The organism is Veillonella parvula (genome assembly GCF_018378075.1).
Lineage (GTDB): Bacteria > Bacillota > Negativicutes > Veillonellales > Veillonellaceae > Veillonella > Veillonella parvula_K.
Genome location: NZ_JAGZYE010000008.1, coordinates 1 through 13,329, shown reverse-complemented (window position 1 = coordinate 13,329; position 13,329 = coordinate 1). Strand labels below are relative to the sequence as shown.

Genomic DNA, 13,329 nt, shown 5'->3' with positions numbered 1-13,329 from the left:
TATCGGTCACTATAAATTATACACGACGGCGTTTTGGAGGGCGACAACCATTGTGAGGAATTGGAGTTACGTCTTTAATGGAAGTAACTTCAAGACCTGCAGCTTGTAAAGCACGGATTGCAGCTTCACGGCCGGATCCAGGACCTTTTACGAATACTTCAACAGTGCGAAGACCATGTTCCATTGCAGCTTTAGCAGCTTGTTCAGCAGCCATTTGAGCAGCAAATGGAGTGGATTTACGAGAACCACGGAAGCCCAAGCCACCAGCGGAAGCCCAAGACAACGCATTACCGTTTGTATCTGTCAAAGTTACGATAGTGTTATTGAATGTAGAACGAATATGAGCCGCACCGGATTCAATATGTTTCTTTTCTTTTCTTTTAGTTCTAACAACTTTTTTAGCCACGCTTTATCCCTCCTTTATCTTATTTCTTTTTACCAGCAATTGCTTTTCTAGGACCTTTGCGAGTACGTGCATTCGTTTTAGTACGTTGACCACGAAGTGGTAAACCCATACGATGACGTTTGCCTCGATAGGAGTTGATTTCAATTAAGCGTTTAATGTTAAGAGCTTCTTCACGACGAAGGTCACCTTCTACTTTGTAATCAGCATCTAACAATTCACGGATTTTCGCTACTTCATCTTCAGAAAGATCGCGAACGCGTGTGTCAGGATTGATGCCAGTTTTAGCAATAATTTCAGATGCTAAAGTTGGACCAATACCATAAATATAAGTTAAACCAATTTCCACTCGTTTATCACGAGGTAAATCTACACCGGCGATACGTGCCATCTAATCATCCACCTCCTATCAGATTATCCTTGTTTTTGTTTATGTTTTGGATTTTCGCAAATAACCATTACACGGCCTTTGCGTTTAATGATTTTACATTTTTCGCATATCTTTTTAACTGATGGTTGAACCTTCATTAGTACCTCCTTTGTGGACCCTATGCTTATTTAAAGCGATAGGTGATGCGACCACGATTTAAGTCATACGGTGTCAGTTCCATAGTAACTTTATCACCAGGAAGAATACGGATAAAATTCATACGCATTTTACCTGACACATGAGCCAATACGATATGACCATTTTCCAATTCAACTTGGAACATGGCATTCGGTAATGCCTCAACGACCGTACCTTCCACCTCAATAACGTCTTCTTTTGACATATCTTTTCCTCCGGTTACCTGTTTATTTAATTAACCGCGGTTCTTCCCGCATAGTTAATATTTCAGGGCCGTTTTCTGTAACAACCACTGTATGTTCGAAATGAGCAGCAGGTTTACCATCTACTGTAACTGCTGTCCAGTCATCCCCTAATACACGAACACGATGTGTCCCTAGAGTTATCATCGGTTCAATACACAATACCATACCTGGTTTCATAAGAGGTCCTTGATCAGGACTACCATAGTTTGGTATTTGCGGATCTTCATGCATTTCGCGGCCTAAACCATGACCTACGAAGTCGCGTACGACACCGTAACCATGTTTCTCACAATACGTTTGAACAGCGTGACCGATAGCACCAATACGGTTACCGACTTTCACTTGTTCAATTCCCTTGAACAGACTTTCCTCTGTAACTTTTAACAATTTCATCACATCGGGTTTGACGTGACCAATAGGAATCGTCACAGCCGAATCGCCGTGATATCCATCAATAGATGATACGAGATCAATACTGAGGACATCGCCGTTTTTAAGCTTACGCTTAGCGCTCGGAATACCATGAACGACTTCTTCGTTAATAGAAGCACAGATTGTAGCGGGGAATCCATAGTACCCTTTACAACTTGGTATACCACCGTGGCTGCGAATATATTCTTCGGCAATTGTATCTAACTCAAGCGTCGTGATGCCAGGTTTAGCCTTTTCTACTAACAAGGACAACGTGTCTGCTGTAAGCTTACTTGCCTTGCGGATACATTCAATCTCATGGGGCGATTTTAAAATAATCATAGATTATTTCTCCAACGCCTTAATGATGTCAGCAAATACTGCGTCTACATCTTGTAAACCATTGATTTCTTGATACAATCCGCTATTGCGATAGTAATCAATTAATGGTTTAGTAGATTCTTCGTACACAGCTAGACGTTTCTGTACTGTTTCAGGGTTATCATCAGCACGATTTTCTAGAACAGCTCGTTCGCTAATACGTTTAACCAATTCCTCAGAAGGAACGTTTAAGTTAAGTACAGCGTCCAAAGAAATTCCTAATTCTTTAAGGATTGCATCCAAAGATACAGCTTGCGCTGTAGTTCTTGGGAATCCATCAAGAATAAATCCAGATTTGCAGTCATCTTTCACCAAGCGATCACGTACGATACCAACAGTTACACTATCTGGTACCAATTGACCGGCATCGATGTATTTCTTAGCCTCAACTCCAAGAGGTGTTTCGTTCTTAATCGCAGCGCGGAACATATCACCTGTTGAAATTTGGGGAATACCGTATTTTTCAATAAGTCGAGCTGCCTGAGTGCCTTTACCAGCACCAGGAGGTCCCATTAATAGAATATACATATTGTTTCCCTCCTATTTCACAAAGCCTTTATAGTGGCGTGTTACCATGAGCGACTCAATTTGTTGCATTGTATCAAGTGCTACACCTACAACGATGAGAAGAGCCGTACCACCAAAGTATACGCCTTGGACGCCGGTTATACTACCGAGGAAATTCGGTATAATAGCAACGACAGCTAAGAATACAGCGCCAGCCAAAGTGATCTTGGTCATCACGTTATCCACATAATCAGCAGTTGGTTTACCCGCACGAATACCTGGGATAAAACCACCGTATTTTTTCATATTATCTGCCATATCTGTAATGTTGATAGAGATTGCAGTATAGAAATACGTAAAGATAAAGATCAATATCGCATACAATGCCGTTTGTAACGGCGTCCCCCATGTAAATAAATCAGCAGCTTTATGAACAAATTCATTGTCAATAAATTGTGCAATTGTTACAGGGAACATCAACACAGATGACGCAAAGATAATTGGGATTACACCTGCCTGATTGACTTTCAACGGCAAGAATGTAGAGTGACCACCGTACATTTTACGCCCTACTACGCGTTTTGCGTATTGGATAGGAATGCGACGTTGGCCTTGTGTAACTGCCACTACGACAGCGATCATCGCAAGTGCAATTACAGCAAATAAGAATGCTTGGAACATGTTAATGGTTCCGTTTTGGATATATTGATAAATAGTTTCGAGACCATCTGGCAATCGAGCTACGATACCAGCAAAGATGATCAAGGAAATACCATTACCTATACCATATGCTGTGATTTGCTCACCAATCCACATCAACAAACATGTGCCTGCTGTGAGGATGATGGCCACAACGAATACGCTAAGGAAATCATTATTTACCAAAGCGTTGTTTGCTCTAAGAGCAAATGCCATACCAGCGGCTTGTACAAAGCCAAGGACTACGGTGCCATAACGAGTTACCTTCGCTATTTTCTTACGCCCGTCTTCACCATCTTTACTCCATGCTTCAAACTGAGGAACTACAGACTGAAGCAGTTGCATGATGATGGAAGCATTAATGTAAGGGGTAATACTCATCGCAAAGATAGAGAACTTACTTAGCGCACCACCAGCAAACAAGTCTAATAGACCAAATAGGTTACCGGATGTAAACAAGGATTCGATAACAGATGCATCTACACCTGGTACTGGGATGTGAATGCCGGCTCTAAACACAGCAAACATCATCAATGTGTACAAAATCTTGTTACGTAACTCAGTAATCTTAAAGATGTTCGAGAGGCTATCTAGCACCCTAGATCACCTCAACTTTTCCGCCTGCTGCTGTGATTTTTTCTTCAGCAGCTTTAGTGAAGCCATTAGCGATAACAGTCAAGTTTTTAGTTTCCAATGTGCCGTTACCTAAAATACGAATACCATCGCGTACATTTTTCAAAATGCCAGCTTCAATAAGAGCTACTGGATCAACTGTTGCACCATCTTCAAAGCGATTTAATTGTGCTACGTTAACTTCAGCATATTGTTTAGCAAAAACGCTGTTGTTGAAACCGCGTTTTGGTAAACGACGATAAAGAGGCATTTGGCCGCCTTCAAAACCGGAGCGAACGCCACCGCCAGAACGGGAGTTTTGACCTTTTTGACCACGACCAGATGTTTTACCCAAGCCAGAACCTAAACCACGGCCTACACGAGTACGAGTTTTTTTAGAACCAGCTGCTGGTTGTAATTCATGAAGTTTCATTCAGTGCACCTCCTTATCAGTATTAAACTTCTTCAACTTTTACTAAATGTCTAACTTTATGAAGCATACCTTCGATTTGAGGTGTTACTTCTTTTACGACTTGAGAATTAGTTTTTTTCAAGCCCAAAGCTTTAACTGTCGCGCGTTGATCTTCAGGACGACCGATTAAGCTTCTTGTTAATGTTACTTTAACTTGTGCCATTTCTTGTCTCCTTATTACGCGTTATAGATTTCTTCAACGGTTTTACCACGAAGCTCAGCAACTTCGCTAGCGCGTTTCAAATCTTTCAAACCTTCGATTGTAGCGCGAACCATATTGTTAGGGTTAGAAGAGCCCAAAGATTTAGTCAAGATGTTACGAACACCTACTAATTCCAATACGGCACGAACAGGGCCACCAGCGATAACGCCAGTACCTTCAGCAGCTGGTTTCAAGAATACGCGGCCTGCACCGAATACGCCTGTTACGCTGTGAGGGATTGTACCATTTTTAATAGCTACGTTTACAATATTTTTCTTAGCATCATCGATACCTTTGCGAATTGCTTCTGGTACTTCCGCTGCTTTACCTAAGCCAACGCCTACATAACCGTTGCCATCACCAACAACTACAAGAGCGCTGAAGGAAAAACGACGACCGCCTTTAACTACTTTGGCTACGCGGTTGATGAATACTACTCTTTCTTTAAGATCAAGACTGGTGTAGTCAATTCTCGCCATGTCTATAGTTCCTCCTTCTTAGAATTTTAAGCCTGCTTCACGAGCACCTTCTGCAAGGGCTGCTACGCGGCCGTGGTAAATGTAACCACCACGGTCAAACACTACAGTGTCAATGCCTTTAGCGATAGCTTTTTTAGCAACTGCTTCACCAACAGCTTTAGCAGCAGCTACGTTACCACCATAGGATAAGTTCAAATCTTTATCTAAAGAGCTAGCAGCAACCAAAGTTGTACCTGCTACGTCATCGATTACTTGTGCGTAAATGTTGCTCAAAGAACGGTAAACGTTCAAACGTGGGCAAGTTGCCGTACCAGAGATGTGACGGCGAATACGAAGATGACGTTTTGCTCGAGCGATATTTCTACTAGATTTACGAGGCAAGATATTCACTCCTTTCATTCATATAGATGATATTACTATTTACCTTTTGCACCAGCTTTACCAGCTTTGCGACGAACAACTTCGCCTTCATAGCGGATACCTTTACCTTTGTAAGGTTCAGGTTTTCTCCATTTACGGATATCAGCTGCTACTGCACCTACAACTTCTTTGTCTGCACCAGACACAACGATTTTGTTAGGAGCTGGAACGTCGATTGTAATACCAGCTGGAGCTTCCATTTCTACTGGATGAGAGAAGCCAAGTGTAAGAGCTAATTTATTGCCTTGTTTAGCCGCTCTGTAACCAACACCGTTGATTTCAAGAGTTTTTGTAAATCCTTCAGATACGCCTGTTACCATATTAGCAACAAGAGCGCGAGTCAAACCGTGAAGGGAACGATGATTTTTATCGTCGGAAGGACGAGTTACTGTGATTGTGTTACCTTCTACAGTGATATTCATATCTGGATGCAAATCGCGAGATAATTCACCTTTAGGGCCTTTTACGTTCATATGATGGTTATCATATGTAACAGTAACGCCTGCAGGGATCTCGATAGGCATTCTACCGATACGTGACATTATTTCTACCTCCTATTGCTACTATTACCAAACGTATGCGATTACTTCGCCACCAAGACCTTCTTTACGAGCTTGTTTGTCGCTCATAACGCCTTTGGACGTAGAAATAACTGCGATACCCAAACCACCAAGTACACGAGGAAGTTCTTCCTTTTTCGCGTAAACACGTAAACCTGGTTTGGAAATACGTTTAATTCCTGTAATAACTTTCTCGTTATTGGAACCATATTTCAAAGTTACTTTTAAAGTGTTTTCTTCTTTTTCAACGTTCTTTACAAAGCCTTCTTGTAAAAGGATGTCAAGAACGGCTGCTTTCATTCTAGATGCAGGAATGTTTACCGTTTCATGAAGTGCAGCGTTTGCATTACGGATGCGCGTAAGCATATCCGCGATAGGATCGGTCATTACCATAATCTAAAAACCTCCTCTCGTCTAATATTACCAGCTGGCTTTTTTAACACCAGGAATTTGTCCTTTGTACGCCAATTCACGGAACGCAATACGGCTGATACCGAATTTACGCATATAGCCGTGAGGACGACCAGTTAAGTTGCAACGGTTGTGCAAGCGTGTTGGGGATGCATTTGCTGGTAATTTGGATAAGCCTTCATAATCACCTGCTGCTTTTAACGCTTCACGTTTAGCTGCATATTTTTCAACGATTTTAGCGCGTTTCTTTTCGCGTTCAATCATAGATTTTTTAGCCATCTATATGTTCCTCCTATTATTTTTCAAAAGGCATACCGAATTGAGTCAACAATTCACGAGCTTCTTCATCTGTCTTAGCACTTGTTACGATAATGATATCCATACCAGTAACACGTTCTACCTGATCATATTCGATTTCAGGGAAGATGAGCTGTTCTTTAAGACCCAAAGCGTAGTTACCACGGCCATCGAATGCAGTAGCGCTGATACCGCGGAAGTCACGTACACGAGGTAATGCCGCATTGATCAATCTATCAAGGAATTCATACATGCGTTCGCCACGAAGAGTAACTTTTGTACCCAACGCCATGCCTTCACGAACTTTGAAGTTCGCAATGGATTTTTTAGCTTTTGTGATAACAGGTTTTTGACCAGCAATAATAGTCAAGTCATTAACTGCTGCTTCCAATGCTTTTGCATTGCCTACTGCATCACCTACGCCGATGTTGATAACGATTTTTTCCAATTTAGGAATTTCCATTACATTGCCGTATTGGAATTTTTCTTGCATACTCTTTTTGATTTCAGAGTTGTATTGTTCAAACAAACGAGACATTTATGTAGCTCCTCCTTTCCTGATTATTTAAGTACTGTACCGGATTTAACAGTAGCGCGAACGAATTTACCGTCCTTGCCTTCTACCTTTTTGATACGAGTAGCTGTTTTAGTTTCTGGGTCGACAACCATTACGTTAGAAACATGAATGCCAGCTTCTTTAGTAACGATGCCGCCTTGTGGGTTAGCTTGGGAAGGTTTTGTGTGACGTTTTACAGTGTTAACGCCTTCAACAAATACGCGTTCTTTTTTAGGTTCAGTTGCGATAACTGTACCTTGCTTACCTTTATCTTTACCGGAGATAACAACAACTGTATCGCCTTTTTTGATTTGTAGCTTAGCCATATGCTGCGTTCCTCCTTCTTATAATACTTCTGGAGCCAAAGAAACGATTTTCATGAAGTCTTTTTCACGAAGTTCTCTAGCTACAGGTCCAAAGATACGAGTACCACGAGGGGTCTTGTCATCTTTAATAACTACTGCTGCGTTTTCATCGAAACGAATATAGGAACCGTCTTGACGGCGGATACCTTTTTTAGAACGAACAATAACAGCTTTAACTACGTCGCCTTTCTTGACAACGCCACCGGGTGATGCATCTTTTACAGAAGCAACGATTACGTCACCGATATTGCCGAATTTGCGATAAGAACCGCCCATGACTTGGATGCACATAATACGTTTAGCACCAGTGTTGTCGGCAACATTCAAAATTGTTTGTTGCTGGATCATCGTCTATTCCTCCTTACATCACTCTTATTTTTGTCTTTCAAGAATTTCAACAACTCTCCAACATTTATCTTTAGAAAGTGGACGAGTTTCTACAATTTTAACTGTATCGCCAATTTGACACTCATTATTTTCATCATGAGCTTTGAAGCGTTTTGTGCTAACCATTGGCTTGTTATATAATGCGTGAGGTACTTTACGTTCAACAGCAACAACAACAGTTTTGTCCATTTTGTCGCTAACAACTTTACCTACGCGGACTTTACGTACGTTTCTTTCTTCTGCCACGATTTTAAGCCTCCTTTTCAAACTTTAACAAATCTGTTATTATGCGTTTTCAGATTTAAGTTCAACTTCACGTTGTACAGTTTTAATACGAGCGATTGTCTTCTTAACTTCACGAATGCGCATAGGATTTTCTAATTGACCTGTTGCAAGCTGAAAACGGAGGTTAAATAACTCTTCCTTAAGACCGGAAACTTTTTGTTCCATTTCGGCAGCGCTCATATTGCGAATGTCATTAACCTTCATTTACGTCACCACCCAATTCTTTACCCTTAACAACAAATTTGCATTTGATTGGAAGTTTATGGCTTGCAAGACGCATAGCTTCACGAGCTGTAGCTTCTGGCACACCGTCCATTTCAAACATTACACGACCTGGTTTAACCACTGCTACCCAGTATTCAGGAGAACCTTTACCGGAACCCATACGAGTACCAGCTGGTTTAGCTGTGATTGGTTTGTCAGGGAAAATTTTAATCCATACTTTACCACCACGTTTGATATAACGAGTCATAGCAATACGGGCAGCTTCGATTTGACGGTTAGTGATCCAAGATGGTTCGCATGCTACCAAGCCGAACTCACCATGAGACACTGTATTACCGCGCATAGCACGACCTTTCATACGGCCGCGGAATTGCTTACGATGTTTTACGCGCTTTGGAATAAGCATTACTTGCCACCTTCTTCCTTCTTAGCAGGTGCTTGTTTTGCTTCTGGCAAAACTTCACCTTTGTAAATCCATACTTTAATGCCGATACAACCATATGTTGTATGGGCTTCAGCAGTACCGTAGTCGATGTCTGCACGAAGTGTATGCAAAGGAATAGAACCTTCACGATAGGATTCGCTACGAGCGATTTCAGCACCGCCAAGACGACCGCTTACCATGATTTTAATACCTTTTGCACCTAAGCGCATTGTACGACCTACAGCTTGTTTCATTGCACGACGGAAGCCGATACGACGTTCCAATTGGCCCGCAATGTTTTCAGCAACTAATGTTGCATCCATGTCTGCTTGTTTAATTTCTGCAATGTTAACGTCCACTTGTTTATCAGTGAAACGAGTCATTGCTTTTTTGATATCTTCGATACCAGCACCACCACGACCGATAACCATACCTGGTTTCGCAGTGTGGATAGTCAATTTAATACGTTTATTTGTACGCTCGATTTCAATGCGGGAAATACCAGCAATGAAAAGGGTTTCTTTCAAGAAGTTACGAATTTTTACGTCTTCATGAAGATTAGCAGCGAAATCTTTATCTGCATACCATTTTGCGTCCCAATCTTTTACGATACCGACACGCAAACCGTGTGGATTAACTTTTTGACCCACTCTGTTTCCCTCCTTCTTAAGCTCTTTCTTTAACTACTACTGTTACGTGGCTAGTACGTTTCAAAATTTTGAAAGCTTGACCACGGGAACGAGGATGAATGCGTTTTAATGTAGGGCCTTGATCAACGAAGATCTCGGATACGTAAAGATTGTCAACATTCATATCGAAATTATGTTCAGCGTTTGCGATTGCAGAACGCATAACTTTTTCTACTACATCAGCGCCAACTTTCGGAGTGAACTTCAAGATGGCAAATGCTTCGCCGATGTTTTTACCGCGCACTAAATCTGCAACGATACGGATTTTACGAGGCGCGATTCGGATATGTCTAGCGATTGCTTTTGCTTCCATGTATTATTTCCTCCTATTTTTTGCCTGTAGATTTTTCGTCCTTACCATGACCTCTATAAGTACGTGTAGGAGCGAACTCACCTAATTTATGACCTACCATATCTTCTGTAATGAATACAGGTACATGTTTGCGACCATCATGCACAGCAATTGTGTGGCCTACAAAACTTGGGATAATAGTAGAGGCACGGGACCAGGTTTTTACAACTTTCTTTTCGTTAGTTTCGTTTAAAGCTTCAACTTTCTTAAGCAAATGATCTGCTACGAAAGGGCCTTTTTTAATAGATCTGGACACTATTTTATCTCCTTTCCTTTATCCTATTTTGTACGACGTTTAATGATTAAGCTGTTAGAAGCTTTTTTCTTGTCGCGAGTTTTAACACCATGTGCTGGTTTGCCCCAAGGTGTAACAGGATGTTTACGACCAACAGGAGATTTACCTTCACCACCACCATGTGGATGGTCACAAGGGTTCATTACAACACCACGGTTGCCAGGGCGAACACCCATCCAACGATGACGACCAGCTTTACCGATTACAAGGTTGCTGTGGTCAGCGTTACCAACAACACCAATTGTTGCACGGCACTCTTGACGAACACGACGCATTTCACCAGATGGTAAACGAAGAATAGCGTAGCCATTATCTTTACCCATCAATTGAGCAGATGTACCAGCGGAACGAACGATTTGACCACCTTTACCGATTTTCAATTCGATATTGTGGATTTGTGTACCGTCTGGAATATTAGCCAATGGTAAGCAGTTACCAGGTTTAATATCAGACTCAGGACCGGAGAATACAACGTCACCAACTTTTAGACCGTTAGGAGCTAAAATGTAGCGTTTTTCACCATCAGCGTAGTTAAGCAAAGCGATACGAGAAGAACGGTTAGGATCATACTCAATTGTTGCTACTTTAGCTGGAATATTATCTTTAGTACGTTTGAAGTCAATAATACGGTATTGACGTTTGTGACCGCCACCTTGGTGACGAACTGTCATTTTACCAGTATTGTTACGACCACCTTTTTGAGAAATCTTAGCGAGCAAGGATTTTTCTGGTTTGCTTGCTGTGATTTCGTCGAAGGCGGATACTGTCATAAACCGGCGACCAGCGGAGTACGGTTTAAATGATTTAATTGCCATTAGTGGGCCTCCTTACAACTAGACTCTTAGACACCTTCAAAGAATTCAATGGATTCGCCAGCTTTTAAGGTTACGATAGCTTTTTTATAATCGCTACGTTTACCTTGTGTACGACCCATGCGTTTAGTCTTACCTAAAACACGAATAGTAGCTACTTTTTCTACTTTTACATTGAAGATTTTTTCAACTGCTTGACGGATTTGCACTTTATTTGCAGTCAAAGGCACACGGAAAGTGTATTTGCCTTCTTCCATAAGCATAGTGGATTTTTCGGTAATAACCGGGCGGATTAGTACATCATGTAATTGCATTATCCGAGCACCTCCTCGATTTTTGCGACAGCGCCTTTAGTAATGAAGAGCTTATCGTAATGAAGAAGATCGAAAATGTTCATACCTTCGCAAGCCAAAGCTTTAACACCTTGGATATTACGAGCGGAACGTTCAACATTTACATCACCTTCAGTGATGAACAATACTTTTGCATCACCAACGTTGAAGCTGTTAATAATGTTCAACACTTCTTTTGTTTTAGGAGCTGCTAATGTGATTTCTTCCAAAACGTATAATTCGCTATTATTCACTTTATCGCTAAGAGCAGATTTAACTGCTAAACGTCTAGCCTTACGAGGCATAGCTTTGTAATAGCTGCGAGGTTGTGGACCAAATGTAGTACCACCACCGATCCAGATTGGGGAACGGCTGGAGCCTGCACGAGCACGGCCAGTACCTTTTTGTTTCCAAGGTTTGCGGCCACCGCCACGAACCATACCTCTAGTTTTTGTTGCATGTGTGCCGAGACGTTCGTTAGACAATTGACGAACTACGGCTTGATGCATTACGGCTTCGTTAACTTCAACGCCGAATACTGCATCGTTTAACTGTATTTCACCGACTTTAACGCCGGATTGATTATATGTTGCTACTGTAGGCATTACATAATCCTCCTTTCGACAAATGATTATTTAACAGGTTTAACCGTGTTGCGAACCATAACCAAGCTACCTTTAGCGCCTGGGATACCACCTTTAACCAATAAAAGGTTACGTTCAGCATCAACTTTCACAACGGATAAGCGTTGTACGGTAACTCTGTAACCACCCATTTGTCCAGGGAGTTTTTTACCTTTGTATACCTTACCGCCGCCACCGGAGATCATAGGACCGATGGAACCAGGTTCACGGTGAGATTTAGAACCATGAGTTTCAGGACCACGGGAGAAGTTATGGCGTTTAATTGTGCCAGCAAAACCCTTACCTTTACCTGTACCCACTACGTCCACCAATTCACCTTCTGCGAAGATATCAGCTGCCAGAGTTTGGCCTACTGTGTAGTCAGCTGCATTAGCTACGCGAACTTCGCGAAGATATTTCACTGGAGCTACGCCAGCTTTGTCGAACTGACCTTTTACAGGTTTTGTTAAATGTTTTTCTTTAATGGAACCGTAACCAATTTGTACTGCTTCGTAGCCGTCTGTTTCTACAGTCTTTACGCGCACTACAACGCTTGGGGTAGTTTCCACTACTGTTACAGGAACTAATTGGCCTTCAGCTGTGAAGACTTGTGTCATTCCTAATTTTTTACCCAAAATAGCTTTAGACATTATCGCACCTCCTTATAGTTTTATTTCAATAGATACACCAGCTGGTAAATCTAAACGAGTGATAGCATCTACTGTTTTCGAATTTGGTTCAAGAATATCGATTAAGCGTTTATGTGTACGCATTTCGAATTGTTCACGAGAATCTTTGTTTACGTGTACAGAACGAAGAATTGTGAAGATATTCTTTTCTGTTGGCAATGGAATCGGACCAGATACCATAGCGCCATTTCTTTTTGCAGTGTCTACGATCTTAGCAGCGCTTTGATCGAGAGCTTTGTGGTCGTATGCCTTAAGGCGAATACGGATTTTTTGCTGTTTAGCCATTATTAATAATTCCTCCTGTCGTCCATTTCGTGAATGGGCTGCTCCATAGAAATTCTCCTCCGCAGAGGCAACCTTCTACTTCATAGTTTAAAAACACAACACGAGAGCGGCATTATCTGCCGCTCTGAGTGCTGCATGTATTGTGCTCAACGCATTCTACGATGAGCATAAAAGGTTAAATTAACCTTCGATTTCTGTTACTACGCCAGCGCCTACTGTATGGCCACCTTCGCGGATCGCGAAGCGAAGACCTTCTTCGATAGCGATTGGAGTAATCAATTCGATTTCCATTGTTACGTTATCGCCAGGCATACACATTTCTACACCTTCAGGAAGGTTTACA

At 41.7% G+C, this 13,329-nt stretch carries 28 protein-coding genes and 1 pseudogene; all 29 read right to left on the bottom strand.

Annotated features, from left to right (window positions below; genetic code table 11):
* Window positions 1-16: 16 nt before the first annotated feature.
* Window positions 17-406, bottom strand: a complete 390-nt coding sequence (gene rpsK, locus KH286_RS07740; RefSeq protein ID WP_004695151.1) for a 30S ribosomal protein S11 — start codon at window positions 404-406, stop codon at window positions 17-19.
* A gap of 19 nt (window positions 407-425) precedes the next feature.
* Window positions 426-794, bottom strand: coding sequence for a 30S ribosomal protein S13 (gene rpsM / locus KH286_RS07735; protein ID WP_004695149.1), 369 nt, complete (start codon window positions 792-794; stop codon window positions 426-428).
* 23 nt (window positions 795-817) lie between these two features.
* Entirely contained in the window at window positions 818-931 is a 114-nt protein-coding gene (rpmJ, locus tag KH286_RS07730; RefSeq protein WP_004695148.1) for a 50S ribosomal protein L36, read from the bottom strand.
* Between the two features lie 26 nt (window positions 932-957).
* Window positions 958-1,176: a translation initiation factor IF-1 gene (infA, locus tag KH286_RS07725; RefSeq protein ID WP_004695147.1), complete on the bottom strand. Its 219-nt coding sequence runs from the start codon at window positions 1,174-1,176 to the stop codon at window positions 958-960.
* Between the two features lie 22 nt (window positions 1,177-1,198).
* On the bottom strand, window positions 1,199-1,969 hold the full coding sequence (gene map / locus KH286_RS07720; RefSeq protein WP_008602519.1) for a type I methionyl aminopeptidase: 771 nt from the start codon (window positions 1,967-1,969) through the stop codon (window positions 1,199-1,201).
* 3 nt (window positions 1,970-1,972) lie between these two features.
* Complete coding sequence (locus KH286_RS07715; protein WP_004695145.1) at window positions 1,973-2,536, bottom strand: adenylate kinase; 564 nt, start codon at window positions 2,534-2,536, stop codon at window positions 1,973-1,975.
* A 12-nt stretch (window positions 2,537-2,548) separates the two neighbouring features.
* Window positions 2,549-3,811 (bottom strand): preprotein translocase subunit SecY, encoded by a 1,263-nt coding sequence (gene secY, locus KH286_RS07710; RefSeq protein WP_004695143.1) that lies wholly within the window; start codon window positions 3,809-3,811, stop codon window positions 2,549-2,551.
* A gap of 1 nt (window position 3,812) precedes the next feature.
* Complete coding sequence (rplO, locus tag KH286_RS07705; protein ID WP_004695141.1) at window positions 3,813-4,259, bottom strand: 50S ribosomal protein L15; 447 nt, start codon at window positions 4,257-4,259, stop codon at window positions 3,813-3,815.
* A 22-nt stretch (window positions 4,260-4,281) separates the two neighbouring features.
* Complete coding sequence (gene rpmD / locus KH286_RS07700; protein WP_004695138.1) at window positions 4,282-4,461, bottom strand: 50S ribosomal protein L30; 180 nt, start codon at window positions 4,459-4,461, stop codon at window positions 4,282-4,284.
* Between the two features lie 14 nt (window positions 4,462-4,475).
* Window positions 4,476-4,979: a 30S ribosomal protein S5 gene (gene rpsE, locus KH286_RS07695; protein WP_004695136.1), complete on the bottom strand. Its 504-nt coding sequence runs from the start codon at window positions 4,977-4,979 to the stop codon at window positions 4,476-4,478.
* Between the two features lie 18 nt (window positions 4,980-4,997).
* Window positions 4,998-5,378, bottom strand: coding sequence for a 50S ribosomal protein L18 (rplR, locus tag KH286_RS07690; RefSeq protein WP_005385510.1), 381 nt, complete (start codon window positions 5,376-5,378; stop codon window positions 4,998-5,000).
* Window positions 5,379-5,395: 17 nt separating this feature from the next.
* On the bottom strand, window positions 5,396-5,941 hold the full coding sequence (gene rplF / locus KH286_RS07685; RefSeq protein ID WP_004695131.1) for a 50S ribosomal protein L6: 546 nt from the start codon (window positions 5,939-5,941) through the stop codon (window positions 5,396-5,398).
* 24 nt (window positions 5,942-5,965) lie between these two features.
* On the bottom strand, window positions 5,966-6,352 hold the full coding sequence (gene rpsH, locus KH286_RS07680; protein WP_004695128.1) for a 30S ribosomal protein S8: 387 nt from the start codon (window positions 6,350-6,352) through the stop codon (window positions 5,966-5,968).
* Window positions 6,353-6,379: 27 nt separating this feature from the next.
* Entirely contained in the window at window positions 6,380-6,649 is a 270-nt protein-coding gene (rpsN, locus tag KH286_RS07675) for a 30S ribosomal protein S14 (protein ID WP_004695122.1), read from the bottom strand.
* A 16-nt stretch (window positions 6,650-6,665) separates the two neighbouring features.
* Window positions 6,666-7,205 (bottom strand): 50S ribosomal protein L5, encoded by a 540-nt coding sequence (rplE, locus tag KH286_RS07670; RefSeq protein WP_004695119.1) that lies wholly within the window; start codon window positions 7,203-7,205, stop codon window positions 6,666-6,668.
* A 23-nt stretch (window positions 7,206-7,228) separates the two neighbouring features.
* Complete coding sequence (gene rplX, locus KH286_RS07665; RefSeq protein WP_004695118.1) at window positions 7,229-7,549, bottom strand: 50S ribosomal protein L24; 321 nt, start codon at window positions 7,547-7,549, stop codon at window positions 7,229-7,231.
* 18 nt (window positions 7,550-7,567) lie between these two features.
* On the bottom strand, window positions 7,568-7,936 hold the full coding sequence (gene rplN, locus KH286_RS07660) for a 50S ribosomal protein L14 (protein ID WP_004695117.1): 369 nt from the start codon (window positions 7,934-7,936) through the stop codon (window positions 7,568-7,570).
* Window positions 7,937-7,960: 24 nt separating this feature from the next.
* Entirely contained in the window at window positions 7,961-8,221 is a 261-nt protein-coding gene (gene rpsQ, locus KH286_RS07655) for a 30S ribosomal protein S17 (protein ID WP_004695116.1), read from the bottom strand.
* Window positions 8,222-8,260: 39 nt separating this feature from the next.
* On the bottom strand, window positions 8,261-8,464 hold the full coding sequence (gene rpmC / locus KH286_RS07650) for a 50S ribosomal protein L29 (RefSeq protein ID WP_004695115.1): 204 nt from the start codon (window positions 8,462-8,464) through the stop codon (window positions 8,261-8,263).
* Window positions 8,454-8,891, bottom strand: a complete 438-nt coding sequence (rplP, locus tag KH286_RS07645) for a 50S ribosomal protein L16 (protein WP_004695114.1) — start codon at window positions 8,889-8,891, stop codon at window positions 8,454-8,456. Before rplP ends, rpmC begins: the two co-directional genes overlap by 11 nt.
* Complete coding sequence (gene rpsC / locus KH286_RS07640) at window positions 8,891-9,559, bottom strand: 30S ribosomal protein S3 (RefSeq protein ID WP_004695113.1); 669 nt, start codon at window positions 9,557-9,559, stop codon at window positions 8,891-8,893. Before rpsC ends, rplP begins: the two co-directional genes overlap by 1 nt.
* A gap of 16 nt (window positions 9,560-9,575) precedes the next feature.
* Entirely contained in the window at window positions 9,576-9,911 is a 336-nt protein-coding gene (gene rplV / locus KH286_RS07635) for a 50S ribosomal protein L22 (RefSeq protein ID WP_004695112.1), read from the bottom strand.
* A 13-nt stretch (window positions 9,912-9,924) separates the two neighbouring features.
* A complete protein-coding gene (rpsS, locus tag KH286_RS07630) occupies window positions 9,925-10,206 on the bottom strand; it encodes a 30S ribosomal protein S19 (RefSeq protein WP_004695110.1) in 282 nt (93 codons plus the stop codon).
* A gap of 23 nt (window positions 10,207-10,229) precedes the next feature.
* Window positions 10,230-11,060 carry a 50S ribosomal protein L2 gene (gene rplB / locus KH286_RS07625; protein ID WP_004695109.1) on the bottom strand — a complete coding sequence of 277 codons (831 nt, stop codon included), beginning with the start codon at window positions 11,058-11,060 and terminating at the stop codon, window positions 10,230-10,232.
* 26 nt (window positions 11,061-11,086) lie between these two features.
* On the bottom strand, window positions 11,087-11,371 hold the full coding sequence (gene rplW, locus KH286_RS07620) for a 50S ribosomal protein L23 (RefSeq protein ID WP_004695108.1): 285 nt from the start codon (window positions 11,369-11,371) through the stop codon (window positions 11,087-11,089).
* Complete coding sequence (gene rplD, locus KH286_RS07615) at window positions 11,371-11,994, bottom strand: 50S ribosomal protein L4 (protein WP_004695105.1); 624 nt, start codon at window positions 11,992-11,994, stop codon at window positions 11,371-11,373. Before rplD ends, rplW begins: the two co-directional genes overlap by 1 nt.
* A gap of 26 nt (window positions 11,995-12,020) precedes the next feature.
* A complete protein-coding gene (rplC, locus tag KH286_RS07610; protein ID WP_004695102.1) occupies window positions 12,021-12,662 on the bottom strand; it encodes a 50S ribosomal protein L3 in 642 nt (213 codons plus the stop codon).
* 12 nt (window positions 12,663-12,674) lie between these two features.
* On the bottom strand, window positions 12,675-12,986 hold the full coding sequence (gene rpsJ / locus KH286_RS07605; RefSeq protein WP_004695100.1) for a 30S ribosomal protein S10: 312 nt from the start codon (window positions 12,984-12,986) through the stop codon (window positions 12,675-12,677).
* A gap of 180 nt (window positions 12,987-13,166) precedes the next feature.
* Window positions 13,167-13,329: pseudogene (gene tuf / locus KH286_RS07600) on the bottom strand (elongation factor Tu); the annotation flags it as partial.